Here is a 24641-nt window from a genome sequence, read left to right as displayed (position 1 = left end):
GCGGGTTCGGGGACCTCACCGCCTGTCCTGCGTCAGCGCGCGCAGCCGGGCTGCGAAGAAGGCGAGCGAGCGGTCGACCTCGGGCAGCGCGGGCGTGCGGTTGAGGTGGCCGTGCGGCATGCCCTGCGCGAGGTAGCCGGTCGCGGCGACGCCCGCCTCCGCGAGCTGCCGCATCAGGAGCTCGGCCGAGCCGCGGAGCTCGTCGAACTCGTTGACGAGGACCGAGGTCGGCGGCAGTCCGTGCAGCGGCGCCGCGCCGGGGAGCGCGTGCGGGGGCAGGTCGGAGATCCGGCCGACGTAGGTGCGGACCATGCCCTCGATGCCGGCGGTCGGGAAGCGCAGCAGCGGCGGGAGCGGCAGCAGCTCACGGATCACGGCGTCGTCGAGCGCCGGGTTGGGGAAGTGCGCGAACGGGTAGGCGAGCAGCACGTGGTCCGGGAGGCGGGTGCCGGCGTCGCGCTCGCGGAGCGTCGCGGCGAGCGCCAGGGCGGCGCCGGCGCTGGCGCCGCCGATGGCGACGGGCAGCGGGTCGGGGGTCTCGGCGCGGAGGCGGCGCCAGGCGGCCTGCACGTCGTCGAGCGGGACGGGGAAGCGGACGTCGGCGCTCGCGAGGCGGTAGCCGACCGAGACGACGCGAGCGCCGGCGCGGGCGGCGAGCTCGGCGGCGACGACGTGCGACTCGCGCATCTCGAGGTCGCCGGCCTGGAAGCCGCCGCCGTGCACCCAGAGCAGCGCGGAGGTAGCGGGCTCTGCGGGCGCGTAGACCCGGATCGGGATCGGGCCGTGCGGGCCGTCGATCGAGGCGTCGGAGACGGTGACGCCCTCGGGGAGCGACCACGGGCCGGGGTCCTCCTCGAACTCGGCGACCTTCGCCGCCTGCGCCGCGTCGAGCGGGTAGGCGACTCCGTCGAGCAGCGGCAGGCGGGCGGCGAGGTAGGGATCGAGCGGCAACGGTGCCTCCTGGAGGGTGCGGGGTACGGAGACCACGGTAGTCAGCGCTCTGCCGGGCGGTGGATCTCGATACGCCCTCTCCGAGGGCTACTCGATCAGCATGGATCGCTCCAGCCCGGTGTGCGCTGGGCGGAGCATGCTGGTCGAGTAGCGCGCAGCGCGTATCGAGACCCGCGTTCGTCAGAACGGCGGGACGTCCTCGAAGCGGGGGCCCGGCGGCGCTCCGGCCAGGGCGGGCGGGCGGATCGTGACGGTGCGGCCGGTCGGGGTGGTCCAGACGATGCCGCCGTCGGGGCGGGGGACGTATTTCCACCGGTCACCGTGGCGGACGTGGTGGTGGCTCACGCACAGCGAGACGAGGTTCTCGAGCGATGTCTCGCCGCCGTTGCGCCACTCGATCGTGTGGTCCGCCTCCGACCTCGATGCGGAGCGGGTGCAGCCCGGGAAGCGGCAGGTCTGGTCTCGGAGCTGCAGATGCAGGCGCATCTGCGGGGGCGGGACCCGGCAGGTGCGGCCGACGGAGACGACCGCGCGGGTGTCCGGATCCGTCAGAACGCGGGTGAAGGAGGCGCCGGTCTCGACCAGCGCGCGGGCGAGGTCGGCCGGGATGAGGCCGTAGCCGTCGAGGTCCGCTGGTGCGTCGTCGAGTCCCGCGGCGGTCGACGCGGCGAGGGTGAGCCGCACCTTGGCTCGGATCCCGGGGACGTACGACTCGGACACTCGAGGACCGTCGCTCGCGGGAGTGGTGCCGGCGATGTCGCCGTCGCGCAGCAGATCGGTGAGGGCATCGGCCCTCAGCTGAGCCAGGGTGCGCTCGTCGCCGCCCTCCCGGAGGGAGCGGGCGATGCGGTCGAGACGATCTCCGACGCCCATCGCGTCCGGTGCGGGGAGGAGCGCGCAGAGGGTGGCCATCCCGTCGATCTCGGGCGAGATCCACACGGCGCGGTCCTGGCGGGCGCGGGCGTGGCGCTGAGCGAACGGCTCCTCGTGCAGCTCGTCGCGGAGCCGGGCGACGATCCGCCTGAGCTGCGTCGGCGTCACGTCCGGCGCGACGCCCGCGGCGCGCTCGTCGAAGGCGGCGCGAGAGGCGGCGGGCAGAGTCGCGGCGGTCGCGCAGATCACCTCGCTCGACTCCCAGAGGAGGCGTCCGTCCGCCACCGCGGCGCGCGTGCACGGCAGCTCCTCGACCAGCAGGATCGCGTGATCGATCACCTTCGACGCCGCCCGCTCCGACAGGCGCAGCGCGACCGCGAACTGCGCCCGGATCGACCGCTCGACGAGGCTGCTGGCCTCGCTCCGGGACAGGCCGCCGCCCCGCGCGAACTCCTCGGGAGCGGTGAGCGCCGTGCGGTACGCCAGGTGCACGGCCTCGGCCCGCGTGAGCAGGAACCGCGCCGACGTGACACCGAGATCGGCGGCGACGCCGAGCACCGCGCCGACCGCGGCGACCGGCCCGGTCGGTTCCTCCGCGCTGCTCGCGCTGCTGATGTCATCCATACGGGTATCGAAGCAGGGACCGCCGACACCCGCGGGGCGGTGTCGATCAGCCCGAAGACAACTCCGCGAAAGAGCTCCTGTGGAGGAGCGACGGCACCGGCTCAGGCGCCTCAGCGCGCAGGCGCCGCGCGCTCGAGGAGGAGGACCCCGTCCAGGAGGACCGTGTCCTCGCCGTCGGGTCCGGTGGCCGTCCGCTCGCGGGTCTCGACGAGCCGGGGCGTCCACTCGGCCGGATCGAGGGCGAGGGCGGCGAGCTCCTCCTCGGGCGAGGCGAGGACGGGTCCGCCCTCGTGCCGGTGCGAGTGCGCGGACCAGGGCGGCGCGGCGGCGTGCGAGACGACCGCGAGGACTCCGCCGGGCGCCACGAGCTCGGCGGCGCGGCGCAGGATGGGGATCCGCGGCAGCTCCACCATCGAGTGCAGGAAGCTCGACGCGACCAGGTCGAAGACGCCCTCGACCGGCCAGTCGGCGCCGAGATCCGCCTGGCGGACGTCGATCACGAGCCCTCGGGCGAGCGCCTCGGCCCGGGCGCGCTCGAGTGCGGTCTCGGAGAGGTCGAGGCCGGTGACGGTCCAGCCCTGCGCCGCCAGCCAGAGGACGTCGCCGCCCTCGCCGCAGCCCAGGTCGAGGGCGCGGCCGGGGGTGACGTCGCCGACGAGCTCGACGAGGGTCGCGTTCGGCCGGCCCGACCAGACGCGGTCGGAGTCGGAGTAGCGCGCCTCCCAGTGCTCGCGGGCGGTGCCGGGCTCGGCGCCGTGCTCGGTGTCGTGCTCGTGCTCGCTGCTCATGTCGTTCCCTCCGGCGAGCGCGGCGCGTGCGTCCGGCTCCGCTCGAGGATGCCGGACCGCGCGCTCCGGAGCCAGCCGTCGTGCCGCTTCGGCACGGGCTCCTCCCCAGGCGCCGAGTCCGGGGCTCTCTCCACCGATCTCCGCGACCCCTTCCGCGACACCGCGGACGCCGATTAGCGTCGGCGGCATGAGCCTGAGCTTCGAAGAGATCATCGTCGACTGCACCGACTTCCGCGCCCTGGGGCACTGGTGGCAGGAGGCGCTCGGCTGGGACGTCGTCGACGAGGACGACGAGGGGATCGAGCTGCTGCCCGCGTCCGGCCGCGGCCCGAGCCTCCTCTTCCTCGACGTCCCGGAGCGGAAGACCGTGAAGAACCGCCTGCACCTCGACTTCGTGCCCGACGATCAGGCCGCGGAGGTCGACCGGCTGATCGCGCTGGGCGCCACCCGGATCGACGTCGGCCAGGGCGAGCAGTCGTGGGTGGTGCTCGCGGATCCGGAGGGGAACGAGTTCTGCATCCTCTCCGCGCGCGAGTGACGGAGGGCAAGGATGCGTATGTATCGATAATCGTCTGTGTATGTCAAGGGTAGAACGATCGTTCTCGACACCCCTAGCATCGGCTTCGACGCGAGCCCGGCTCGGCCGCGCAGAGACGAGGAGAGACCCGTGAGCGCGAACGCCCTGCCCTCGAAGGCCCAGCCCGCGAGCGCCCTGCCCGCGACGGCCCAGCCCGCGAGAGCGGAGAAGGCGCAGTCCCCCGCGCTGAACCGCACCGCCGGTCTCTACGCCTACGCCTACCGGCTCACGCTCTCGGAGTCGATGGCCACCGCCGCCCTGCACCAGGCCGCGGTCACCCTCCGCTCGGGATCACCGCGGGTCGCCGACGAGCAGTCGGCCCTCGAGATCGCACGGACGGAGATCGGCCGTCACAGCGTCGGCCGCCGCGCCGCGCTCGTTCCGGCGTCCGCTCCGGTCGGGCTCCGCGAGGACGACCTGCTCCGCTCCGCGTTCCACCGCCGCCTGCACGGCCTGCCCGCCCTCGAGCGCCAGTGCTGGCTGCTGCGCCACACCGGCGGGCACGACGTCGCGGTGATCGCCGACCTCCTCGAGATCAGCGCCGAGCAGGTGCGCTCGGCCCTCGGCAGCGCTGCAGCGATCCTCGTCGCGGGCGAGCTCGCCGACGCCGGCGCGGAGGACGCCGAGCCCACCGCCCTCTGACACGCGGATCGCAGCGGCGGGTGCACGGGAGGAGCCCGAGGGACGCCGGGTCCAGCCGGCGGCGCCCCTCAGGCGTCTGAGACCGCGCGGGCGGCGCTCCCTCGGGAGGCGTCCGGGCGGAGGTTCGGGGTCAGTCGAGGTAGTCGATGTCGTCCCACGGCTCCTGCAGGTCGCCGGTGTCGCGGTCGTCGTCGGGGACCTGGACCTCTTCGAAGATCACCGGCACGCCGGAGGAGATCAGCACGCTGACCTGGCGGTTGCCGACCACGACGAAGTCGATGAGTCCGCCGCCGGCCTGGGTCGCGCGGGTCGCGGACTCCTTGAGATCGTCGACGTCCGTCCCCTGGGAGAGTCCGTAGGTCTTGCCCTCGATGGTGACGGTGGTTCGGATCATCTGGCGCGCCTGCTCCTCGACTCGGGAGCCCTCACCCTACGAATCGCGCCGAAGTGCGGCCAGGCCTTGCGGAGGAGGCGGCGGACTGCCACGCGCGCTCGCGGACTCAGCGCGGGACACGCGCGGAACGGCCCCGCTCACGCTCTCCCCGCTCGCGTCAACGGGGGTCACGGCGGGCCGGGCGGACCGTAGCGTGGCCGACGCACGATCCGAACACCCGCGGGAGCAGGACCGACCGCGGAACGAGCAACGAGGAGGATCCCATGACGGACAAGAGCACCCCCGACACCGAGCCGGTCGAGCCCGACGAGGTCGACCCCGAGACGGCGACCGACCCCGAGGGCGACCCGGTCGAGAACCCGTCCGGCTGAACCGGGCGCGCGCCGCACGGCGCAGAGAAGGCTGAGAGCGCCGGACCCCCTGCTAGTCGGGGATCCGGCGCTCTCAGCCTGTGGTCTGCGGGTGCCGCGGTGCTGTCACCACGGCACCCGCCGGCCGGGAGGGGGAGGCTCGGCTCCCCCTCTCAGCGGCAGCGCCGCGTCGCGGTGATCAGCTGCGGTTGCGGCGTCGTGCTCGTCGCTGCTGGAGCAGCAGCAGTGCGCCGCCACCCAGGGCGAGGAACGCGAGCGACAGACCCGCACCGGTCTCGACTCCGGTCGAGGCGAGTCCGCTGGTCGGCGGCGTCCCGAACTTCGCCGGGATCACCGGCGGAGTGGAGGCCCGGGGCGTGGGCTGGACCGTGGGTGTGGGCGTCGGGGTCGGCGTCGGGGTCGGCGTGGGCGTCGGGGTCGGCGTGGGCGTCACGACGGGCGGGGTCGTCGGCGGCGTGGTCGGCGGGGTCGTCGGCGGCGTCGTGGGAGGCGTCGTGGGCGGGGTCGTCGGCGGCGTGGTCGGCGGCGTCGTGGGCGGGGTCGTCGGAGGGGTCGTCGGCGGCGTAGTCGGAGGCGTGGTCGGCGGCGTGGTCGGCGGCGTAGTCGGCGGCGTCGTCGGAGGCGTCGTGGGCGGCGTGGTCGGCGGCGTAGTCGGCGGCGTCGTCGGAGGGGTCGTCGGCGGCGTAGTCGGCGGCGTCGTGGGCGGCGTCGTCGGCGGCGTCGTCGGCGGCGTCGTCGGCGGAGTCGTCGGCGGCGTCGTCGGCGGCGTCGTCGTCGGCGGAGTCGTGGGCGGCGTGGTCGGAGGCGTCGTCGGCGGCGTGGTCGGCGGAGTCGTCGGCGGGGTCGTGGGCGGCGTCGTCGGCGGAGTCGTCGGCGGAGTCGTCGGCGGGGTCGTGGGCGGCGTCGTCGGCGGAGTCGTCGGCGGAGTCGTCGGCGGGGTCGTCGGAGGGGTCGTCGGAGGCGTCGTCGGAGGCGTCGTCGGAGGCGTCGTGGGCGGCGGCGTGGTCGGCGGCGTCGTCGGAGGCGTCGTCGGAGGCGTCGTCGGAGGCGTCGTGGGCGGCGGAGTCGTCGGCGGCGTCGTCGGCGGAGTCGTGGGCGGGGTCGTCGGCGGAGTCGTCGGCGGAGTCGTGGGCGGCGTGGTCGGCGGCGTGGTGGGCGGGGTCGTGGGCGGCGTCGTCGGCGGGGTCGTCGGCGGCGTCGTCGGCGGGGTCGTCGGCGGGGTGGTCGGCGGAGTCGTGGGCGGCGTGGTCGGCGGCGTCGTCGGCGGCGTGGTCGGCGGGGTCGTGGGCGGCGTAGTCGGAGGCGTCGTCGGCGGCGTGGTCGGCGGGGTAGTCGGAGGCGCCGTGGTCGGCGCGGTCGTCGGCGGGGCGGTGGTAGCCGGGGTGCAGGAGGACGAGACGAAGGTGTCGTCGTCGAGGGTCACGGCGCCGTTGCGGGCGAGGGCGCGGCCGTCGACGGTGACCGCGTTGGTCACGGTGATCGAGGTCAGCGCGAGGATCGAGCCCGCGAAGTCGGAGGAGGTGCCGAGGGTCGCGGAGCTGCCGACCTGCCAGAAGACGTTGCAGGCCTGCGCGCCGTTGGTCAGCACGATGCGGCTCCCGGGACCCGTGATGAGGGTCGAGGCGGCCTTGAAGACGAAGACGGCGCCGTTCGCACCCTCGGCGTCGAGGGTCACGGTGCCCGTGACTCCGATCGGGCCGGAGGCGGTGTAGACGCCGGGAGTGAAGGTGCGGCCGACGAGGTCGCCGGCGACGGACTCGGTGGTGGCCTGCGAGGTCAGCTGGTCGTACGCCTTGACCAGGTCGGACTGGGCGCCGATCGCGTCGGCGTCCGCGGCGTGCGTCGCGCCGAGGACCTCGCCGGGCGGGAAGCCGGTGATCGCGGTCCCGGGGCTCACGCCGAGGTCGAGCGGCAGGAGCGTGTCGCCGGTGTTGGTGACGGTCGAGCCGCCGAGGACCGAGAAGTTCCCGGCCCTCCCGAGGGTCGGCGCCGTGGCCGCCTGAGCGGCGGTGGCGGAGAGGAGCCCCGCGGACAGGAGCAGGATCCCGGTCGACGCCGCGATCCCCACCTTCCAACGGGCCCGGTCTCGTCGAACGTGGGAAGGAGTTCCGTGCGGCATCGTTGCGCAGCGTTCCGCCCACGACAGCGTGGGCTCGTGACACCCGAGGTGAGTGGAGTCGAACCGTAGCCCCGGGCCTGAGCAGGAGTACAGATCGCGATCATCGGTCCGACGCGGATCCCCCGGGAATCCGGGCGCGGATCGACGGAATGACACCCTAAGGGGGGACCCGGGACCGACGCGCCGGTGTCCCCGCCGTCGGGACGACGGACGCTTGCCCAGCCCCTCCGCGAGTGGGACCGTGGGCCGCAGCCGCCGACGCAGAGGAGCGCACCGTGGGAAGCATCGACATCGATCTGTTCAGCACGCTCGACGGGGTCGCGCAGGCACCCGGCGGACCCGAGGAGGATCCGGGCGGCGGCTTCGCGTTCGGCGGCTGGCAGGCGCCGCTGGTCGACGAGACGGTCGGCGAGCAGGTCCTGGACGGGATGGCCGGCATGGACGCGCTGCTGCTCGGCCGGCGCACCTACGAGATCTTCGCCGGCTACTGGCCGCAGCAGCGGGGGCCGATCGCGGAGCTGTTCGACCGGATCCCGAAGTACGTCGCCTCCCGGGGCACCCCGCCACTCCCTTGGTCCGGATCGGTGCAGCTCGGCGCCGACCTGCCGGCCGCCGTCCGCGAGGTGCGCGAGCGCCACTCCGCCGTGCACGTGATCGGCAGCCTCGACCTGGTGCAGACGCTGCTCGCGGAGCAGCTCTTCGACCGGCTCACCCTGTGGCTGCACCCGATCCTGCTCGGCTCCGGCAAGCCGGTCTTCGGCGGCGGTGCCGTGCCCACGAACCTGCGGCTCGACGGGCCGGCCGTCACCTCGCCGCGCGGAGTCGTGCGCCTGCAGTACCTGCGGGTCGACGGGACGCCCGGCACCGGGACGATGGGGCCCTGAGCCGCCGATCGACCCGCCGGCCTCGCGACCCTCCGGCATACTGACGGCGTGCAGGACGAGGACGACGAGCGCCAGGATCTCGAGCGTGCGCTCTACGCCCGCCCGACCGGGGACGACCGCGACGAGGCACTGCGGGCCGAGGCGCAGCGGGCCGAGGCGCAGCGGGCCGAGGCGCAGCGGGCCGAGGCACTGCGGGCCGAAGCGCAGCGCCGACACCTGGCCGCCGCCGCCCCGGAGGCGCAGCCCGCCCCACGAGCGGCGAGACCCGCGCGGACGACCGGCGAACCCTCGACCGCCGCACCCCCTACCCGGTCGCGCCTCGTCCTCCTCGGCGCCGGGCTGCTCGTCGGCGGCCTCGCGATCGGCGCGGCCACCGCCTCCGTCATCGGCGCGGCCGCCCCGCAGCCGTCCTCGAGAGGGCCCGCAACGGCGACCGGGACCCCGACCCCGCGCGCGACCGACCGCTTCGCCGCGATCGTCGAGGGCTGGGCCGTCACCACCGACATCCCCACCGGCCTCTCGCTGATCTCGGGCGACGCCGAGGTCTACAGCCCGACCTTCGAGACCACCCAGAACGACCGGCTGCTGCTCACGGCGCCCGACGCCACCCGGATCTGCCTCGCCCTCGAACGCCCCGACGGCTCGCTCTCGGCGGGCTGCACCGGCCTCGAGGCCTTCTTCGCCGGCGACGCCCTCGACGTGGTCGGCACGGCCACCGGCGACGACACCCCGGTCTACACGCGCGTCACCCTCCGCCCCGACGGCAGCATCGAGGGCGGCTTCCAGCTGGTCGCGACGCCGGGACCGGAGGCGTGAGCGGCGAATCCGCAGCTGCAACCCCTCACCGGGAGCTGCTCCTCCGCGCCCGGCGGTCCTGACGGCGCGAGCACCGAGCGCTGAACGCGCCTGTCAAGCCTGCGCGGGCGCTCAGAGAAACCGAGGGCGCGGGCGCCAGGATGCGGGGACATCCGCCCGCTCCGCCGAGCACCGACCTGAGAGGCCCCGCCGTGCCCGCCAGCACCGAGAACGCCACCACCGCCACCGACTCCGGCACCACCGCGCCCCAGGAGTACGACGTCGCCGTGATCGGCGCGGGCCCGGCCGGCACCGCCGCCGCCCTCCGCGCGGCCGAGCTCGGCGCCAAGGTGGTCGTGCTCGAGGCCGGCCGCGTCGGCGGCACCTGCGTCAACACCGGCTGCGTGCCCACCCGCGTGCTCGCGAAGACCGCGCGCATCGTCCGCGAGGCCCGCACCGCCGGCGACTACGGCGTCGACGTCGGCACGCCCGTCGTCGACTGGGCCGCGACCGTCCGCCACGTGCACGCGCGGGTCGACAAGGTCCGCTCGATCAAGCGCGAGGCGCAGCGCTTCGAGGAGGCGGGAGTCGAGCTGATCCACGAAGGCCGCGCGCGCTTCGTCGACGAGAGCACCCTCGTCCTGGACAGCGGCCGGCGGATCCGCGCCCGCTCGATCCTGATCTGCGTCGGTGGCCACTCGCGCCGCCTGCCGATCCCGGGCGCCGAGCTCGCCACCGTCCCCGAGGATGTGCTCGGCCTGCCCGCCCTCCCCCGCCGGGTCGCGGTCATCGGCGGCGGCAACACCGGCGCGCAGCTCGTCACGGTGTTCAACGCCTTCGGCTCGGAGGTGACGCTGCTCGACGTCGCGCCGCGGATCCTGACCACCTCGGACGCGAGCATCTCGGAGCACGTCGCCGGCGCCTTCGAGCGCCAGGGCGTGCGCGTGCACCTGGGCATCGAGACGATCGAGCGCCTCGAGCGCGCGGAGGACGGCTCGATCGACATCACCTGGCGCGAGGCCGGCTCAGCGCGCACCGAGGGCGTCGACGCCGTGATCATGGCGACCGGCTGGCCCGCCGACGTCGAGGACCTCGGCCTGGAGAACGCCGGCATCGAGGTCGTCCGCTCGGCGATCCCGGCCGATCAGTACTTCCGGACGGTCGTGCCGCACGTCTTCGCGGTCGGCGACGCGAACGGGCGCGACATGCTCGTGCAGGCGGCGCAGTTCGAGGCCGAGGCGGCGGCCGAGAACGCCGTGCTGGGCGCCAACCGGCGCACTCCGCAGTTCCTGCTGCCGGCCGGCGGCTTCACGGACCCGGACTACGCGGGAGTCGGCTTCACCCAGGAGCAGGCGCGCGAGCGCGACCCGCAGTGCATCGTCGCCTCGGTGCCGTTCTCGAGCGTCGACCGCGCCGTGATCGACGACCGCGAGGGCGGGTTCCTGACGCTGATCGCGGACCGGCGCCGCGAGCTGCTGCTCGGCGCGCACGCCGTCGGCGAGAACGCGATCGAGGTCGTGCAGTCGGTGACGACGGCGATGGCGGCCGGAGTCGACGTCGCGACCCTCGCGAACGTGCGCTTCGCCTACCCGACGTACAGCGCGGTGATCGGGATGGCGGCGCGCGCGCTGCTGGCCGAGCCGGCGCGGCCCGCCGAGCTGGAGTGAGCGGCTCTACCGGATCCCGGAGCGCGGCGCCAGCCCTCACCGGGTGCGGCGCCCGCTCCGAATCATGAAGGCAGGGCGACTTCGCCCTCCGCTCCCGAGAGGAACCCCCGTGCCGATCCCCGCTGTCGACTACGCCCACATCCGCCTGACCGTCCGCGACATCGCCGTGTCGCGCGCCTTCTACGACTCCGTCTTCGGCTTCGACGTCGCCTTCGAGGCGCCGCCCGCCGACGCCCCCGAGGAGCAGAAGGAGCAGCTCGCGTTCCTCTTCGGCGGCGTGATCTACCAGTTCCCGGGCGGGCTGCTGGGCCTGCGCCCGGTCGCCGACGCGGGCGACCGCTTCGACGAGGACCGCATCGGCCTCGACCACCTCAGCTTCGCCGTCGCCGACCTCGACGCCCTGAAGGCCGCCGCCGCCGCGCTCGACGAGCTCGGCATCGCGCACGAGCCGATCAAGGACGCCGGCGGCCAGAGCATCCTCGAGTTCCGCGACCCCGACAACATCGCGCTGGAGATCAGCTCGCCGAGCTGAGCGCAGCGCATGCCGGTCGAGTAGCCCCGCAGGGGCGTATCGAGACCCGGCGTCTCCAGGACGGTGGATCTCGATACGCCCTCTCCGAGGGCTACTCGATCAGCATGAGACGGGCCCACTGCTTCATCAGCAAGAAATGCCGCGCGGATCGCGCGTCCATGCTGGTCGAGTAGCCCCGGAGGGGCGTATCGAGACCCCACGTCTTGAGGACGGCGGATCTCGATACGCCCTCTCCGAGGGCTACTCGATCAGCATGTGCCTCTCACGGGCGGCGCCAGAGGTACGGGGTCGTCGTCGACACCTTCACGAGGCCCGAGCGCTCGAGGATCGGGCGGGAGTACTCCGTCGAGTCGCTGTGCACGAGGGTGCGGCCCGCCGCGAGCGCGGAGGCGGCGCGCGCGGCCGTCAGCGCGCGGTACAGGCCGCGGCCGCGGTACTCCTCGAGCACGGCGCCGCCCCAGACGCCGACGACGTCGGAGTCCGCGACCGGCTCGAGCCGGCCGCCGCCGACCATGCGGCCGTCGACCTCGGCGACCCACAGCTCCATGCCGTCGCCGCGAGCGAGCCGTGCGACCAGCGCGTCGGCGATGTCCGTGTCGACGTCCTCGCCGAAGGCGGCGTCGATCATCGCGCTGAACGCGCGGACGTCCGGCTCGTCGACGACGCGGCGCAGGGTCGCGCCGTCGGGCACCGGGGCGTCGCGGGTGAGCGCCTCGAGCGGGCCGATCATGATCGACTCCGTCTCCTCCGCGACGAAGCCGTGGCGCAGCAGCGCCTCGTGCAGCCCGGGCGCCCGGTCGTGGCCGCGGGTCTTCCACTCGACCTTCCGGATCTCCGCGTCGGCGTCGAAGTGCGCGCGGGCCGCGGCGACGAGGGCATCGATCGCCACCTCGTCCGCCCCGCCGAGGTCGCGGTAGGTGACGAAGCCGCGCCCGCCGGCGAAGGTGACCAGCCGGAGCGGCCCGGCGAGAGTCACCGCCACGGCGCTCGGCGTCTCGGCGTCGGTGCGGAGCTGCTCGTCGTAGACGCGCAGGTACTGCGCGCGGAGGTCGTCGGGGTGGGTGCTGGTGGTCATCCCGCCACGCTACGGCCGGACGGCGCAGATCGCCTCGGGGTGCCGATGCTGATCGAGTAGCCCGCGGAGCGGGCGTATCGAGATCCAGCGACGTCAGAACGTGAGTCTGCAGACCCGCCGCGCTGAGGACGGCGGGTCTCGATACGCCCCTGCGGGGCTACTCGACCAGCATGTTCGCCGGCGTCTCTTCCCTGTGGATCCACCGATGTCAGAACACGAGTCCGCAGAGCCGCCGAGCTGGTGGCGGCGGGTGTCGAGACGCCCCTGCGGGCTCCTCGACCGGCAGGGGTGCGCACAACATCAGCTGAGAGCAGGGGGCCTCCCCTGACAGCGGAGGCCACCCCTTCTCAGCTGATGTTCTGCAGCGCTCGAGCGCTCCACACCGTTCGAGCGGGCCCTCCGCTGGTCGCACAGCACGCGCAGCGGGCGTGTCGCGGTCCGCTCGCGTCGGGAGACGAGCCTGCAGACCGCCGTGCGGATGACGGTGGGTCTCGATACGCCCCTTCGGGGCTACTCGACCAGCATGAAAAAGGGCGGCCGCCGCGTCCACTCCCCATCGCGGAGGCTCGAAGCGGCTTCGCCTGCTCGAGCGGCGGGATGCGGAGCGGGGTCAGCCGGTGACGCGGGCGATCAGGTCCTGGATGAAGGGGATGACGTCGCCGGCCTGGTCGACGCTCGCGAAGGCGGTGGCGAGCAGCGGCCAGAGCGAGCCGACGAGGGTCGCTACGACGGCGGCGACCGCGGCGACCCAGGCGAGGGCGGCGTTGCGGGAGACGAACGCCAGCGCGAGGAACGCCAGGGCCACCAGGTAGCTGAGCACGATCGACAGGGTGATCGCGCCGACCGGGACGTCGAGGACCCCCGCGGTCGTCGCGTCGGCCGCGCCGATCAGGCCGAGCACGGGCAGCAGCACGCCGACGACGATCAGGAAGCTGACGACGACGCCGGTCGCGAGGGCGGCCCAGGCAGCGCGCGGCTTCCGGCGCGAGCCGTAGGAGCGGGTGCGCACGGCCTACTCCGACCCGCGGCGCTCGGCGTCGGCGACGTCGGAGCCGTCGGCAGAGGTGTCGGCGGCCGATGCAGCGTCGGCAGAGGCGGAGTCGTCCACCGGCTCGACCTCGACGCGGACGACGAACTCGGCGGCGGGAGCATCGGCGGTGACGACGACGGTCTCGACGGCGTCGGAGTCGGAGTCCGCGTCCGCGTCCGCGTCGGCGTCGCGCTCCACGCGGGCCGGCCGCGTCGCGACCTCGTCGGACAGCGAGTCCGCGGTGGCGTCCGACTCGGCGGCGCGGTCGGCGGCCTCGTCGAGGCGGTCCGAGGCGTCGTCGAGCGCGTCGGCGGTCCGCTCGCGGGCGGTGTCGAGCGCCGCGGCGCCCTTCTCCCGGGCGGAGTCGAGGGCGGCGCCGCCCTTCTCGCGAGCGGAGTCCATCGCGTCGCCGGCCTTCTCGACCAGCGAGGGGCCGTCCTCGCGCTCGGAGTCCGGCACCTCGATCGGGTCGAAGGGGCCGTGCACGTCGGTGACGTTGACGTTGACGACGACGCGCTCGTGGGTCAGCTGCGCGGCGGCCTTGCCGACCTGCTCGCGGACGGCGTCGATGACCTCCTGGACGGGGCGCGGGTACTCCGACACCAGGTCGAGGTCGAGGACGAGCGCGCCGTCGACGCGGGCGATGCTCACACCCGGGCTCGTGCTGGTGCCCAGGACGGCGCGGGTCGCGCGGTCGAGGGTGCGGGCGGCGGCGCCGCCGAGGTGGTGGACGCCGGTGACACCGGCGGTGGTCTCCGCGGCGGCGGTCGCGAGCAGTCGCTCGATCGACTCGTCCTCCGGGTGCGCGCCGTCGATGGCGCGGAGGTCGTTCGTTCCGACGGTGTCGGTCATGGGGTACTCCTCAGTGGTCTTCCGGCCCTCCCGAGCGGGAGGGCCGGATCGTCCGGTGCGGCGGGTGCGCGGCACGGGGCGGCGCGGACGCCGCTACTGCACGCGGGCGCTGCTGCTCATCCTGGTGCGGATTCCGCTGACGATCTGGATGACCACGGGGGTCTCCTCGCCCAGCACAGCGTCCCAGCTCTTCACCGCGTCGTCGATCGCGCGGCGGGTCCGCATCGGCGAGACGCCGCGGCGGGTGTGCGCGGTGACGCGGAGGACGGTGCGGTGCTTGACCTCGAAGGCGGTGACGTCGAGCGCGACGATCGAGGGATCGTGCGACAGCGCCTCCTCGAGGACGTGCTCGGCGACCTTCGCGTCGATGGTCACGGAGCCGCCGGTCGGCGTGCCCGCGCCCGAGCCGGAGCCCACGCGCAGCAGCGTCGACGTGCGTCCCCGGCCCTGGCGCACGATGAAGCGCACCAGCAGCAGGATCAGCACGAGGGCGACCACGGCCGTGACCCAGAGGATCCACGGCTGCCCGCCGGAGAGGGCGTCGCTGGTGGGCTGCGTCGCGTCCTCCGCGCCGGTGGAGACCGTCTGCTGGACGTCGGGGAACAGCGCTCCCGCCGCGACGGCACCGCCGGCGAGCAGGAGCACGAGGCCCACGACGAACAGGAGGAGGCGGTTGAGGAACCGGTTGGTGGTGGTCATCGGACCGTCCCCTTCTCGGACAGGCGCACGCGGGCCGTGAGCTTCGGGCTGATGTCGTAGCCGGCGAGCTCGGCGTCGACCGCCGCGCGGATGGTGCCGACGTCGAGGCTGCGCCCGGAGGTGCGGCCGACGGTGACTCCGGCCGTGCGTCCGCCGATCGAGACCGACACCTGGTCGGGGTCGACGTCGCCGGCGTAGGCGGCGGTGCGGGCGAGGCTCTGCGCGATCACGCGGTCGTCGATGACGGCCGCGGTGCGGTCGGCGGCGGCGCGGCGGCGGCCGCGACGACCCGGGGAGAAGGACACGACGATCAGGACGAGCCCGATCAGCGCGGCGACCGCTCCGCCGGCGACGATCAGCGGGACGGGAGCGCTCGCGGCGCCGAGCACCGCGGCCGCGCCGTCCTGCGGGGCGACGAGCAGCGCGGGCTGCCCGAGGGCGGCGAGCACCGCCTCCGTGCCGATCCACGCGAAGACGAGGATGAGCAGGACCGCGAGGACGATCGCCGAGGTGGAGCGGGACGAGGTGATCTCGCGCCGGACGAGCCGGGGGTACAGCGAACCCGTGGAGCGGGTCCCTGAGGCTGCGGGGGTCGTCACGAGACTCTCCTTCGCTCGCGCAGGTCGGCCCCGGTGATCCGGAGGTCGACGCGCCCGATGGTGGACCCGGTCAGCTCGAGGCAGCGGGTGCGGATGGTGGACTGGGCCGTGCTGAGACGGCTGAGGACCGTGCCGGAGCGGCGGTCCCCCTCGCCGAACGGACGGATGCGCAGGGGGGCCTGCGCGGTGACGTGCAGCTTCCCCCCGTCGTCGTCCAGCTCGACCGAGACGTCCGACGCGTCGACGTCGAGCGCCTCCGCGGTGACGGCCGACACGACCCTGCGCACGGCGCGCGAGGTGATCGTCGTGCGGCCGTGGCGGGCCTGGTCGGCCATCACCGCCGCGGTCACGAGGACCGCCGCCCGCGGAGGGTGTCGGCGAGCGAGCTCAGGTCGAGCTTGCCCTCGACGACGCGGCCGACGCCGTAGCCGACGGCCATGGCGAGGGCGACCCAGAGGAGTGCCCAGAAGCCGAAGACCAGGCCGGTGACGGCGAGGACGGCGCCCAGGATCAGGCCGAGGTGGGACGGAGTCACTTGACGCGGCTCTCGGTGTCCTCGTCCTTGTCGTCCGAGGGGATGTAGACGTCGGCGACGGTCACGTTGACCTCGGTGACCTCCATGCCGACGACCGAGGAGATGGCCTCGGAGACGGCGGAGCGGATGCTGTCGGCGAGCTTCTGCAGCGCGACGGGGTACTCGGCGACGACGGTGATGTCGGCGGCGACCTGCTTCTCGCCGACCTCGACGGAGATGCCCTGGCCGCGGTCCTGCGCGTTGATCGCGTTGCGGATGGCGCCGATGGCGCGGGCGGCTCCGCCACCGAGGTCGTGGACGCCGGCGACCTGGCGGGCGGCGATGCCGGCGACCTTCTCGACGACGCCGTCGGCGATCGTGTTCTTGCCGGTCGAGGTCTCGGTGCCGTGCTTGGCCGAGGTGGTGGCGAGGGTGCTGGGGGTGACGTTGGTCATGATGCTCTCCCTGTGTAGAAGGTGATGCGCGACTCGGTCGCGGTGACGACGATCCGTCGCACATGAATCAGACGTGCGGGGCTCCGGGATCGTCCCGCCGGATCAGCCAGTGCGCAGGAAACATCGAGCGACGACGCGCTCTGCGGCCAGCGCCGTCCACAGGCCGGGGAGATGCGCGGCAGCTGTCGGCGAAGCGGGCGTCCGTGCGAGCGTCCCTGCGAGCTCAGGGCGGACTTCGCGCGGTCCCGGGGTGGGCTCCGCACTGCCTTCAGACCCGTTTTGTATACAGCGGAAGCCGAATCACCGCACCGACAACCCCCTCTCGCCCGGTTCGACGCCCGTGTGCGCAGGTTGTAGCATCGTGGAAACCTGCCCGAAACGGTGTTTGGGATACAAAAGAGGAGTCCTCGCGGTGACCATCACTCTGGAGCCGCCTCACCCCTCGCCCTGCTGGGAGCTACACATGTCAGCTGTATCCCGCACCACCGCTCCGCCCGCCTCCGGACACACGGTCGCCTCCGTCCTCGACTCCATCGGCTTCACCCGCGCGCAGTTCTGGATCTTCCTGCTGATCCTCGCCGGGGAGTTCTTCAACACGCTCGAGCAGAACTCGGTGGGTGCCATGGGCAGCCACATCAAGGAGACGCTGCAGATCGGCGACATCCAGCTCACGACCATCAACACCGCCACGGTCATCGGCGGACTGATCGGCCGCCTGCTGGCCGGCTACCTCGCCGACCGCTACGGCCGCCGCTTCTCGCTCAGCCTGAACCTGCTGATCTACACGCTCGGCGGACTGCTCAGCGCCGTCGCGATGAACTACGAGATGCTGCTCGTCAGCCGCCTGATCGTCGGCATCGGCATCGGCGGCGAGTTCATGATCGGCCTGGTCATGCTCTCCGAGATGGTCTCCACCCGCTTCCGCGGCACCGCGATCGGCGCCGTCAACGTCGGCGCCGGCGGCCTCGGCAACTTCCTCTCCTACGGCCTGTTCCTGCTGCTGCTCGGCCCGCTGGAGACCCCGCTCGGCGGCCCCGACTCGGTGTGGCGCTGGTCGTTCGTGATCCTCGCCGTCCCCGCGCTGCTGGTCGTCTTCTACCGCCGCAAGCTGCCGGAGACGCCGCGCTGGCTGCTCTCGCAGGGCCGCACGGAGGAGGCGAACCGCTCGCTCGCGATCCTCGCCTCGAACTCGCTCACCCCCACCACCGACCGCCCGCCCGTCGAGCTCTCGCCGGACGACCTGCCGCCCGTGCGGATGTCCGCCTCCCCCGCCGCGGTCTTCAGCCGCCCGGTGATCCGCCGCACCGCCGCCCTCGGCGTCGCGTCCTGGATGGCCTTCGGCTCGCAGGTCACGCTGAACTTCCTGATGCCGACCCTGCTGGTCGAGCGCGGCTACTCCGTCTCGGAGAGCCTGCTCTACACGATGATCATGAACATCGGCTCGCTCCTCGGAGCGACGACCGCGGCCCTGATCGCCGGTCGCGTCGGCCGCCGCACCGCCGTCGGCGCCGCCGGAGTCCTCGGCTGCCTCACCGCGCTCGCCTTCGCCGGCTTCGGCAACGGCACCGGGGCGATCCTCGTGCTCGGCGCTCTCTTCCAGTTCTTCACGATGGTCACCAACACGACCCTCGCCACCTGGACCGCCGAGATCTTCCCGACCGCGATCCGCGCCTCCGGAGCCTCGATCGTCAACGGCATCGGCAACATCGCCGGAGCAGTCATGCCGTTCCTCGCCGTCGCGCTCTACGGCTCGTTCGCCTTCGCCGGCGTCTTCGGCCTCGCCGCCGTGATGTACGCGGTGCTCGTCGTCGCCTCCCGCTTCGCCCCGGAGACCCGGGGACGCTCGCTCGAGGACGTCAACGAGAACGCGATCGCCGCCGCCGCCCACTGACCCACCCACGCCCCCGGCGCTCCAGCGCCGGGGGCGCGACCCGCCACCGGACAGCACCACAAGGAGCACCATGGACACCCTCACCGTCTCGGCCACCGCCAACGGACTCAACTACCTCCCCGAGTACGTCGCCGACGTCGGCGGCCTGTTCGCCGAGCGCGGCCTCGCCGTCACCGCCACCGCCTGCGACCCCTGGACCGGCGTCCTCGACGACCTCGACTCCGGCGCCGCCGACCTCGCCCTCGGCGGGCTCTGGGTCCCCGGCATGTACGCCGGGACGAGCCGCGAGCTGACCGTCGTCGGCCAGCTCAACCACCGCTTCCCGATGACGATCGTGGCCCGCGACGGCTCCGGACCGGTCGGCCTGGACTGGCTGGCCGGCAAGGTCGTGCTCGCCCCGGGCGCCGGCGGCAGCGCGCCGTTCGAGTTCACCGCGGGCCTGATCCGCGAGGCCGGCCTCGACGTCTCCGCCACCCGCTGGGCGCGCGACCTGTCCACGGCGATGATGCTCGAGCTCTACCGCGACGGCCTCGGCGACGCGATCGTGCTCGACCTGCTCTCGGCGAAGGAGCTCGTCGCGGCCGGCGGCGGGCAGATCGTCTTCCGCCACCTCGACGCGGGCGTGATGCCCAACAGCGTCTACTACACCCGCACCGAGCGGGTCGAGGAGCTCGCCGACCGCACCGAGCGCTTCGTCGACGCGATCGAGACGGCGATGCAGCGGATCACGGCGGGCGAGGCCGGTGCCGAGATCGACGCGGTGCTCGCCGCGCGCTGGCCCGACCGCGACCCGGTGCTGCTGCACGAGGCCGCCGACGAGATGGCCGCCGGCGGGGTCTGGGACACGACCGTGATCGACGAGGCCGCCTCCGACCGCTGGATGCGGATCCTCGCCGAGGCCGGGCTCGTCACCAGCGCCCCCTCGCTCGCCGAGCTGACCGGCCGCACGACGGTCGGCGCGCGCTGATGACGCTCGTCCTCGCCTCCGAGCAGATCGCCGGGCTGCTCCCCGACGTCGACGTGCTCGGCGCGGTCGAGCAGGTGTTCGCGGACCTCGGCTCCGGGGCGCTGCACCAGGGTGCGCCGACGGCCCTCGCGGGCGAGGACGACGGGCTGATCCTGCCGATGGCGGTCCGCTCCGACGCCCTGGGCCTGGCCGCCGTGAAGCTGATGGCCGACCTGCCCGGCAACGCGGCGCGCGGGCTGCCGACGCAGCGCTCGACGATCCTGGTCACCTCGCTGCTCACCGGGGAGTGCGTGGCCGTCCTGGACGGAGCGCTGATCACCCGGGCCCGCACCGCCGCCGCCTCCGCGGTCGCCACCCGGCACCTCGCGCGGGCGGACAGCCGGGTGCTCGGGCTGATCGGCGCCGGCAACCTCGCCGTCGCGCACGTCCGCGCGCTGCAGGCGGTGCGCGACCTGGACGAGATCGTGGTCTGGTCGCGGTCGGACGCGACGCTCGACCGGTTCGAGGAGGCGGTGGGGCGCCCCGTGACCCGCGCCGCGGATCCGCGGGCCGTCGCCGAGCGCTCCGACGTGCTCTGCACGCTGACGCCGTCGGTCGAGCCGATCGTGCGCGGGGCCTGGCTGCACGCCGGCCAGCACGTGAACGCCGTGGGCGCCCGCCCGCGGCCGGAGCACCGCGAGCTCGACTCGGCGGCGATGGCGATCGGCACGCTCGTCGTCGACAGCGCGGCCACCGCGCGGGCGAAGTCCGGCGATCTCGTCCTCGCGATCGCGGAGGGCGCGCTCGACGCCGCGGCCGGGCTGCTCGAGCTCGGCGACGTCGTGGCCGGCACCGCTCCCGGCCGCACGCGCGACGACGAGATCACCGTCTTCGACTCCGTCGGCCTCGCCGCGCAGGACATCGCGGTCGCCGCCGCGCTGATCGACCTGGCGCGGCTGCGGGACGCGGGCAGCGCTGTCCGGCTGTCCGGGGTCCCCGCGGCGGCGGGCCGCTGATGCGCATCGCCGTCGTCAACTGCAACACGACCGAGTCGATGACCGAGACCGCCGCCGCCCGCGCCCGGCTCGCCGTCGGGCCGGGCACCGAGATCGTCGCGATCACGCCGAGCTGGGGCGTCGCCTCGGCCGAGGGCTGGTACGACAGCTTCCTCAGCGCCGCCGCCGTCCTGCACACCCTGGAGCGGATGCCGGCCGGCATCGACGGCGTCGTGATGGCCGGCTTCGGCGAGCACGGCCGCGAGGGCGCCCGCGAGCTGCTCGACGTCCCCGTCGTCGACATCACGGAGGCGTCCGCGCACCTCGCGATGCTGCTCGGCCGCCGCTACGGGGTGGTCACCACGGTCCGCCGCGCGGTCGGCCAGATCGAGGACAGCCTCACCACCGCGGGCCTGATCGCGCACTGCGCCGCGATCGAGGACACCGGGCTCGGCGTCCTCGAGCTGGAGGAGGATCCGCAGGCCACCCTCGACGCGTTCGTCGCCGCCGGCGAGCGCGCGATCGCCCGCGGCGCCGAGGTGATCTGCCTCGGCTGCGCGGGCATGGCGGGACTCGAGGAGCACGTCGGCGCGCGGCTGCCGGTGCCGGTCGTCGACGGGGTCGCCGCGGCGGCCGCCCTCGTCGAGACCCTCGTCCGCCAGCGGCTCGGCACCAGCCGGATCGACAGCTACGCCCGGCCGCTGCCGAAGGAGCGCAGCTGGCCCGGCGGCTGAGCGCCTCCGGACGGCGAGCGCACCGGGTCGGCCGAGAGTGTTGAATGGTCGCACCGGCGTCGCGAGGAGGACCGTCATGACACTCGCCAGCACCGAGGAGTCGCTCGCCAGCCAGACCTACCGGACGCTGCGCCGGCAGATCATCCTCGGCCAGCACCCGCAGGGGTCGCGGCTCGTCGAGGCCTCGCTGGCCGCCGAGCTGCACGTCTCGCGGCTGCCGGTGCGCGAGGCCGTGCCGCAGCTCGCGAACGAGGGCTTCGTGCGGATGCTGCCCCGTCGCTCCACCCGCGTCGCGCAGTGGAGCGTCGAGGACGTGGTCGAGCTCTTCGACGTCCGGCTGAGCCTCGAGACGCTCGCCGCGCGCCTCGCCGCGCAGGCCGTCGCCCGCGGCGCCTCCCTCGCTCCGCTGCTCGACGCGATCGACGCCGAGCACCGCGCCCTCGACAGCGAGGACTGGCTGGAGGTCGCCGAGACCTCGACCGTCGTGCACGAGGCGATCGTCGAGGTGGCCGGCAGCGCGCTCCTCTCCTCGCTGATGCGCGCCGTCACGGGCCGGATGACCTGGCTGTTCTACCTGACCAGCGCCCGCGACCAGCGCCAGCAGTCCGACGAGCACCACGGCCTTCTCGACGCGATCCGCGCGGGCAACGACCGCCTCGCCGAGTCGATCGCCTTCACCCACATCGAGAAGGGCCGCGCGCCGTCGCTCGCGATGATCGGGGAGTAACCGATCCGGGCACGCAGAGCGCGCCGACCCCGGCACGCTGAGGCGTCCTCCTCCTACGATGGACGGCACGCACGCCGAGGAACGGGGAGAGTCGATGAGCGTCCGGATCCCCGTCAGCGCCGAGGTCCTGCGGTGGGCCGCGGAGCGCGCCGGCTGGTCCGAGACCACGGTCCGCGAGCGCTTCCCCCGCTTCGACCGGTGGCTCGTCTCCGACCCGCCGCCGACGCTCCCGCAGCTGCGGAGCTTCGCCCGCGCGGCCCGTCTCCCGTTCGGCTACCTCCTCCTCCCGACGCCGCCCGAGGAGACAGCGGGGATCCCCGATCGCCGGACGCGCGGCGGCGCGCAGAGGCGGGAGCTCTCGCCGGATCTCCGGGACACCCTCTCCACGTGCCAGCGCCGTCAGGGGTGGTACCGCGACTTCGCCCTCGCTCACGGCCTCGTCGAGATCGCCCTCGTCGGGTCCGCCTCCCTCGACGAGCCCGTGGAGATCGTCGCCGACCGCATCAGCACGATGATCGGCTTCGACAGGGAGCGACGCGGTCGCTTCCCGAGCTGGGACGCGGCGTTCCGACGGCTCATCGATCTCGTCGAGAGTGCCGGTGTGCTCGTGTCCGTCAGCGGCGTGGTGGGCTCGGACACCCATCGGGTGCTCGACCCGCAGGAGTTCGGCGGGTTCGCGCTCGTCGACGACTACGCGCCGCTCGTCTTCGTGAACGCCGCCGACACCAAGGCGGCGCAGATCTTCACCCTCGTGCACGAGCTGGGGCACATCGTCGCCGGGGAGTCCGCGCTCTCCGAGGTCGGATCGACCGGATCCGCGCGCGACGAGCACGAGCGCTGGTGCGATCGGATCGCGGCGGAGATGCTCGTCCCCCGCGCGACCCTGCCCGGTGAGTTCCGGGGCACGACCGACGCCGAGGAGCTCGACCGCCTGGCGGCGCTCTACCGGGTGAGCACGCTGGTCGTCCTCCGTCGCCTCGTCGACATCGGCCTGATCGACGAGGACGAGTACTGGTCCCGCTCCGGCGACGAGGCGGCTCGCGTGCGGGAGGCGGCCCGCGGGGCCCGCCGGAGCGGTGGGAGCTTCTACCGGACCCAGCCGCTCCGCCTCGGGAGACGCTTCGCTCGAGCGGTGATCTCGGACGCGCGGAGCGGTGGGACGACCTACGGCGAGGCCTACCGGCTCCTCGGCACCACGAAGGCCGAGACCTTCCGGAAGCTGGCCGACGAGCTGGGCGTCGCGTGAGGTACCTGCTCGACACGAACGTGCTGATCGAGGCCAAGAACCGCTACTACGCCTTCGATCTCGCCCCGGGCTTCTGGGAGTGGCTCGAGAGGGACGCGGCCGCCGGCGTCATCGGGAGCGTCGAGCAGGTGCAGGAGGAGATCGTCGCCGTCGAGGACGAGCTCGCCGTCTGGGCGCGCGATCATCGAGAGCTCTTCTCACGGGTGGATGCCCGGACGGCCGGCGCGCTCGCCGATCTCGCGCTCTGGGCCTCAGCGGGGCGCTTCACGCGAGCGGCGGTCGACGAGTTCCTGAACGTCGCCGACTGCTTCCTGGTCGCCCACGCCGCTGCCCACGGGCACACGGTCGTCACCCACGAGGGGTTCCAGGCGGACGCGCGGCGCCGGATCCTGATCCCGAACGCCTGCCGAGCGCTCGACGTGCCCTACTGCGACACCTTCACCCTGCTGCGCGCTCGAGACGTCCGGCTCGGTCTCGCGGCCTGACTGCGCCGGGCTCCGCCCCTCAGCGCCCGGCTCCACCGCGGTCGGCGGCGCAGCGGTCGGCGACGCAGCGCCTAGTGGCGCAGCGTGTGGCTCGGCAGCTCCTGGAAGCGGGTCTGGTAGGCGCTCGCGAAGCGGCCGAGGTTGCCGAAGCCCCAGTCGCGGGCGACGGCGGCGACGGTCGTCGAGCAGGGGTCGCCCTCGACGAGGTCGTGGTGGGCGCGGTCGAGGCGGACGTCGCGGAGGTAGACCGACGGCGAGACGCCGAGGTGGCGCTGGGTGGCCTGCTGCAGGGTGCGAGTGTGCAGGCCGGCGGCGCGGGCGGCGTCGGCCGGGGTGATCGGCTCGTGCGCGTGGTGCTGCAGGAAGTCGAGGGCGACGCGGGTGCGCGAGGCGGAGGGACGGCGGAGCACGGCGGGGACGTCCCAGGCGCGCCACGGGAAGAGCAGCAGCAGCGCGCGGGCCAGGTTGAGCTCGGCGGTGAAGCGCACCAGCGGGGCGATCGCGGCGCTCGCGAGCGCGGCCGTCGCGTCGGTCACGGCGGTCCGCCAGCGGGCGAGCACGCCGGGGTCGGCGTCGGCCTCGTGGTCGAAGGAGACGGGCTGGCGGGGGCCGGAGTGCGACTCGGTCGCGACGTCCTCGAGGAAGCCGGGCGCGAAGTGCACGAGGTTCTGGCGGTGCGGCTGGTAGGCCAGGCCGAACTGGCGCTCGGCGGGCAGCAGGAACGGCGCGGACGCGGCTCCGGTGCGGGTGAAGGGGCGGAGGTTGAGCTGGCCGCCGCCGGCTCGGAACCAGCCGACGACGTACTCGCGCAGATGCGCGATCTCGCCGGTCAGCGCGCCCGCGCAGTCGGAGGTGCGGAGGGTGACCCGCTCGCTCCCGCGGTAGGCGTAGCGGAAGGAGAAGCCGCGCGAGCCCGGCTCCACGCGGAACGAGCCGCCGCCGTACGCCTCGGCGTAGACCGCGGACGCCTCGGCGGGGTCGCCTCCGGCGGCCTCGAAGCGCCGCTCGGTGCCGCCGGAGAGGTCGCCGGCGGAGGCGAAGGGGCTGCCCATCGTGAAGGTCGAGCCGGGGGTCGCGGTCGAACCGTGGACGGCCGGGCGTGCCGTCGGTGGCGGGGAGGTGTGCATGGTCGGGCTTCTCTCGGGGTCTGGGAGATCAGAGGCGGACGGGGGTGGG

Annotated in this window: 27 protein-coding genes; 13 read left to right on the top strand and 14 right to left on the bottom strand. The window is 74.0% G+C overall.

Annotated features, from left to right (window positions below):
* Window positions 1-15: 15 nt before the first annotated feature.
* The 3 genes from C1I64_RS17520 to C1I64_RS17510 form a co-directional block, all read right to left on the bottom strand.
* Window positions 16-951 (bottom strand): alpha/beta hydrolase, encoded by a 936-nt coding sequence (locus C1I64_RS17520; protein WP_127888103.1) that lies wholly within the window; start codon window positions 949-951, stop codon window positions 16-18.
* 180 nt (window positions 952-1131) lie between these two features.
* Entirely contained in the window at window positions 1132-2448 is a 1317-nt protein-coding gene (locus tag C1I64_RS17515) for an HNH endonuclease signature motif containing protein (RefSeq protein ID WP_127888102.1), read from the bottom strand.
* Window positions 2449-2558: 110 nt separating this feature from the next.
* Entirely contained in the window at window positions 2559-3236 is a 678-nt protein-coding gene (locus C1I64_RS17510; protein WP_127888101.1) for an SAM-dependent methyltransferase, read from the bottom strand.
* Window positions 3237-3423: 187 nt separating this feature from the next.
* Between C1I64_RS17510 and C1I64_RS17505 the strand changes: the two genes are divergently transcribed.
* On the top strand, window positions 3424-3774 hold the full coding sequence (locus C1I64_RS17505) for a VOC family protein (protein ID WP_127888100.1): 351 nt from the start codon (window positions 3424-3426) through the stop codon (window positions 3772-3774).
* A gap of 129 nt (window positions 3775-3903) precedes the next feature.
* Complete coding sequence (locus C1I64_RS17500; protein WP_127888099.1) at window positions 3904-4455, top strand: RNA polymerase sigma factor; 552 nt, start codon at window positions 3904-3906, stop codon at window positions 4453-4455.
* A gap of 130 nt (window positions 4456-4585) precedes the next feature.
* Here the strand turns inward: C1I64_RS17500 and C1I64_RS17495 are convergent, their stop codons facing one another.
* Window positions 4586-4849 carry a hypothetical protein gene (locus C1I64_RS17495; protein WP_123447479.1) on the bottom strand — a complete coding sequence of 88 codons (264 nt, stop codon included), beginning with the start codon at window positions 4847-4849 and terminating at the stop codon, window positions 4586-4588.
* 549 nt (window positions 4850-5398) lie between these two features.
* Entirely contained in the window at window positions 5399-7288 is a 1890-nt protein-coding gene (locus tag C1I64_RS17490; protein WP_244209520.1) for an ice-binding family protein, read from the bottom strand.
* A gap of 326 nt (window positions 7289-7614) precedes the next feature.
* Between C1I64_RS17490 and C1I64_RS17485 the strand changes: the two genes are divergently transcribed.
* The 4 genes from C1I64_RS17485 to C1I64_RS17470 all read left to right on the top strand — a co-directional run bounded on the left by C1I64_RS17485 (window position 7615) and on the right by C1I64_RS17470 (window position 11217).
* Window positions 7615-8223, top strand: a complete 609-nt coding sequence (locus C1I64_RS17485) for a dihydrofolate reductase family protein (RefSeq protein WP_127888097.1) — start codon at window positions 7615-7617, stop codon at window positions 8221-8223.
* A 48-nt stretch (window positions 8224-8271) separates the two neighbouring features.
* Window positions 8272-9039, top strand: coding sequence for a hypothetical protein (locus C1I64_RS17480; protein WP_127888096.1), 768 nt, complete (start codon window positions 8272-8274; stop codon window positions 9037-9039).
* Between the two features lie 191 nt (window positions 9040-9230).
* Window positions 9231-10685: a dihydrolipoyl dehydrogenase family protein gene (locus C1I64_RS17475; RefSeq protein ID WP_244209519.1), complete on the top strand. Its 1455-nt coding sequence runs from the start codon at window positions 9231-9233 to the stop codon at window positions 10683-10685.
* A 109-nt stretch (window positions 10686-10794) separates the two neighbouring features.
* Window positions 10795-11217 (top strand): VOC family protein, encoded by a 423-nt coding sequence (locus C1I64_RS17470; RefSeq protein ID WP_123447474.1) that lies wholly within the window; start codon window positions 10795-10797, stop codon window positions 11215-11217.
* A gap of 262 nt (window positions 11218-11479) precedes the next feature.
* Here C1I64_RS17470 and C1I64_RS17465 read toward each other — a convergent pair whose 3' ends face one another.
* From C1I64_RS17465 to C1I64_RS17430, 8 genes are all read right to left on the bottom strand, one after another.
* A complete protein-coding gene (locus tag C1I64_RS17465) occupies window positions 11480-12292 on the bottom strand; it encodes a GNAT family N-acetyltransferase (RefSeq protein ID WP_127888094.1) in 813 nt (270 codons plus the stop codon).
* Between the two features lie 610 nt (window positions 12293-12902).
* Window positions 12903-13301 carry a hypothetical protein gene (locus C1I64_RS17460; protein WP_127888093.1) on the bottom strand — a complete coding sequence of 133 codons (399 nt, stop codon included), beginning with the start codon at window positions 13299-13301 and terminating at the stop codon, window positions 12903-12905.
* Between the two features lie 3 nt (window positions 13302-13304).
* On the bottom strand, window positions 13305-14174 hold the full coding sequence (locus tag C1I64_RS17455) for an Asp23/Gls24 family envelope stress response protein (RefSeq protein WP_127888092.1): 870 nt from the start codon (window positions 14172-14174) through the stop codon (window positions 13305-13307).
* A 93-nt stretch (window positions 14175-14267) separates the two neighbouring features.
* Complete coding sequence (locus C1I64_RS17450) at window positions 14268-14873, bottom strand: hypothetical protein (protein ID WP_127888091.1); 606 nt, start codon at window positions 14871-14873, stop codon at window positions 14268-14270.
* Window positions 14870-15472 carry an Asp23/Gls24 family envelope stress response protein gene (locus C1I64_RS17445; protein ID WP_123447469.1) on the bottom strand — a complete coding sequence of 201 codons (603 nt, stop codon included), beginning with the start codon at window positions 15470-15472 and terminating at the stop codon, window positions 14870-14872. The genes C1I64_RS17450 and C1I64_RS17445 overlap by 4 nt, the downstream gene beginning before the upstream one ends.
* Window positions 15469-15822 carry a hypothetical protein gene (locus C1I64_RS17440; RefSeq protein ID WP_244209518.1) on the bottom strand — a complete coding sequence of 118 codons (354 nt, stop codon included), beginning with the start codon at window positions 15820-15822 and terminating at the stop codon, window positions 15469-15471. The genes C1I64_RS17445 and C1I64_RS17440 overlap by 4 nt, the downstream gene beginning before the upstream one ends.
* A complete protein-coding gene (locus C1I64_RS17435) occupies window positions 15819-16007 on the bottom strand; it encodes a DUF2273 domain-containing protein (RefSeq protein WP_123447468.1) in 189 nt (62 codons plus the stop codon). The genes C1I64_RS17440 and C1I64_RS17435 overlap by 4 nt, the downstream gene beginning before the upstream one ends.
* On the bottom strand, window positions 16004-16441 hold the full coding sequence (locus tag C1I64_RS17430) for an Asp23/Gls24 family envelope stress response protein (protein ID WP_127888090.1): 438 nt from the start codon (window positions 16439-16441) through the stop codon (window positions 16004-16006). Before C1I64_RS17430 ends, C1I64_RS17435 begins: the two co-directional genes overlap by 4 nt.
* Window positions 16442-16904: 463 nt before the next feature.
* Between C1I64_RS17430 and C1I64_RS17425 the strand changes: the two genes are divergently transcribed.
* The 7 genes from C1I64_RS17425 (at window position 16905) to C1I64_RS17395 (ending at window position 23465) form a co-directional block, all read left to right on the top strand.
* A complete protein-coding gene (locus C1I64_RS17425) occupies window positions 16905-18332 on the top strand; it encodes an MFS transporter (protein ID WP_243585858.1) in 1428 nt (475 codons plus the stop codon).
* A gap of 70 nt (window positions 18333-18402) precedes the next feature.
* On the top strand, window positions 18403-19299 hold the full coding sequence (locus C1I64_RS17420) for an ABC transporter substrate-binding protein (RefSeq protein WP_127888089.1): 897 nt from the start codon (window positions 18403-18405) through the stop codon (window positions 19297-19299).
* Complete coding sequence (locus C1I64_RS17415; protein WP_127888088.1) at window positions 19299-20294, top strand: ornithine cyclodeaminase family protein; 996 nt, start codon at window positions 19299-19301, stop codon at window positions 20292-20294. Before C1I64_RS17420 ends, C1I64_RS17415 begins: the two co-directional genes overlap by 1 nt.
* Window positions 20294-21007, top strand: a complete 714-nt coding sequence (locus C1I64_RS17410; protein ID WP_127888087.1) for an aspartate/glutamate racemase family protein — start codon at window positions 20294-20296, stop codon at window positions 21005-21007. The genes C1I64_RS17415 and C1I64_RS17410 overlap by 1 nt, the downstream gene beginning before the upstream one ends.
* Before the next feature lie 76 nt (window positions 21008-21083).
* Entirely contained in the window at window positions 21084-21734 is a 651-nt protein-coding gene (locus tag C1I64_RS17405; protein WP_123447463.1) for a GntR family transcriptional regulator, read from the top strand.
* Window positions 21735-21828: 94 nt separating this feature from the next.
* Window positions 21829-22980, top strand: a complete 1152-nt coding sequence (locus tag C1I64_RS17400; RefSeq protein WP_127888086.1) for an ImmA/IrrE family metallo-endopeptidase — start codon at window positions 21829-21831, stop codon at window positions 22978-22980.
* The gene (locus C1I64_RS17395; protein ID WP_127888085.1) at window positions 22977-23465 is read left to right on the top strand and encodes a DUF4411 family protein; all 489 of its coding nucleotides are present in this window, start codon (window positions 22977-22979) and stop codon (window positions 23463-23465) included. Before C1I64_RS17400 ends, C1I64_RS17395 begins: the two co-directional genes overlap by 4 nt.
* Before the next feature lie 71 nt (window positions 23466-23536).
* Here the strand turns inward: C1I64_RS17395 and C1I64_RS20790 are convergent, their stop codons facing one another.
* Window positions 23537-24592, bottom strand: a complete 1056-nt coding sequence (locus C1I64_RS20790; RefSeq protein WP_127888084.1) for an AraC family transcriptional regulator — start codon at window positions 24590-24592, stop codon at window positions 23537-23539.
* Between the last annotated feature and the right edge of the window lie 49 nt (window positions 24593-24641).

It is taken from the genome of Rathayibacter festucae DSM 15932, assembly GCF_004011135.1.
In the GTDB taxonomy this organism is placed as follows: Bacteria; Actinomycetota; Actinomycetes; order Actinomycetales; family Microbacteriaceae; genus Rathayibacter; species Rathayibacter festucae.
Note: the sequence above shows the minus strand (reverse complement) of the source record. Positions and strands in the feature narration are given on the sequence as shown.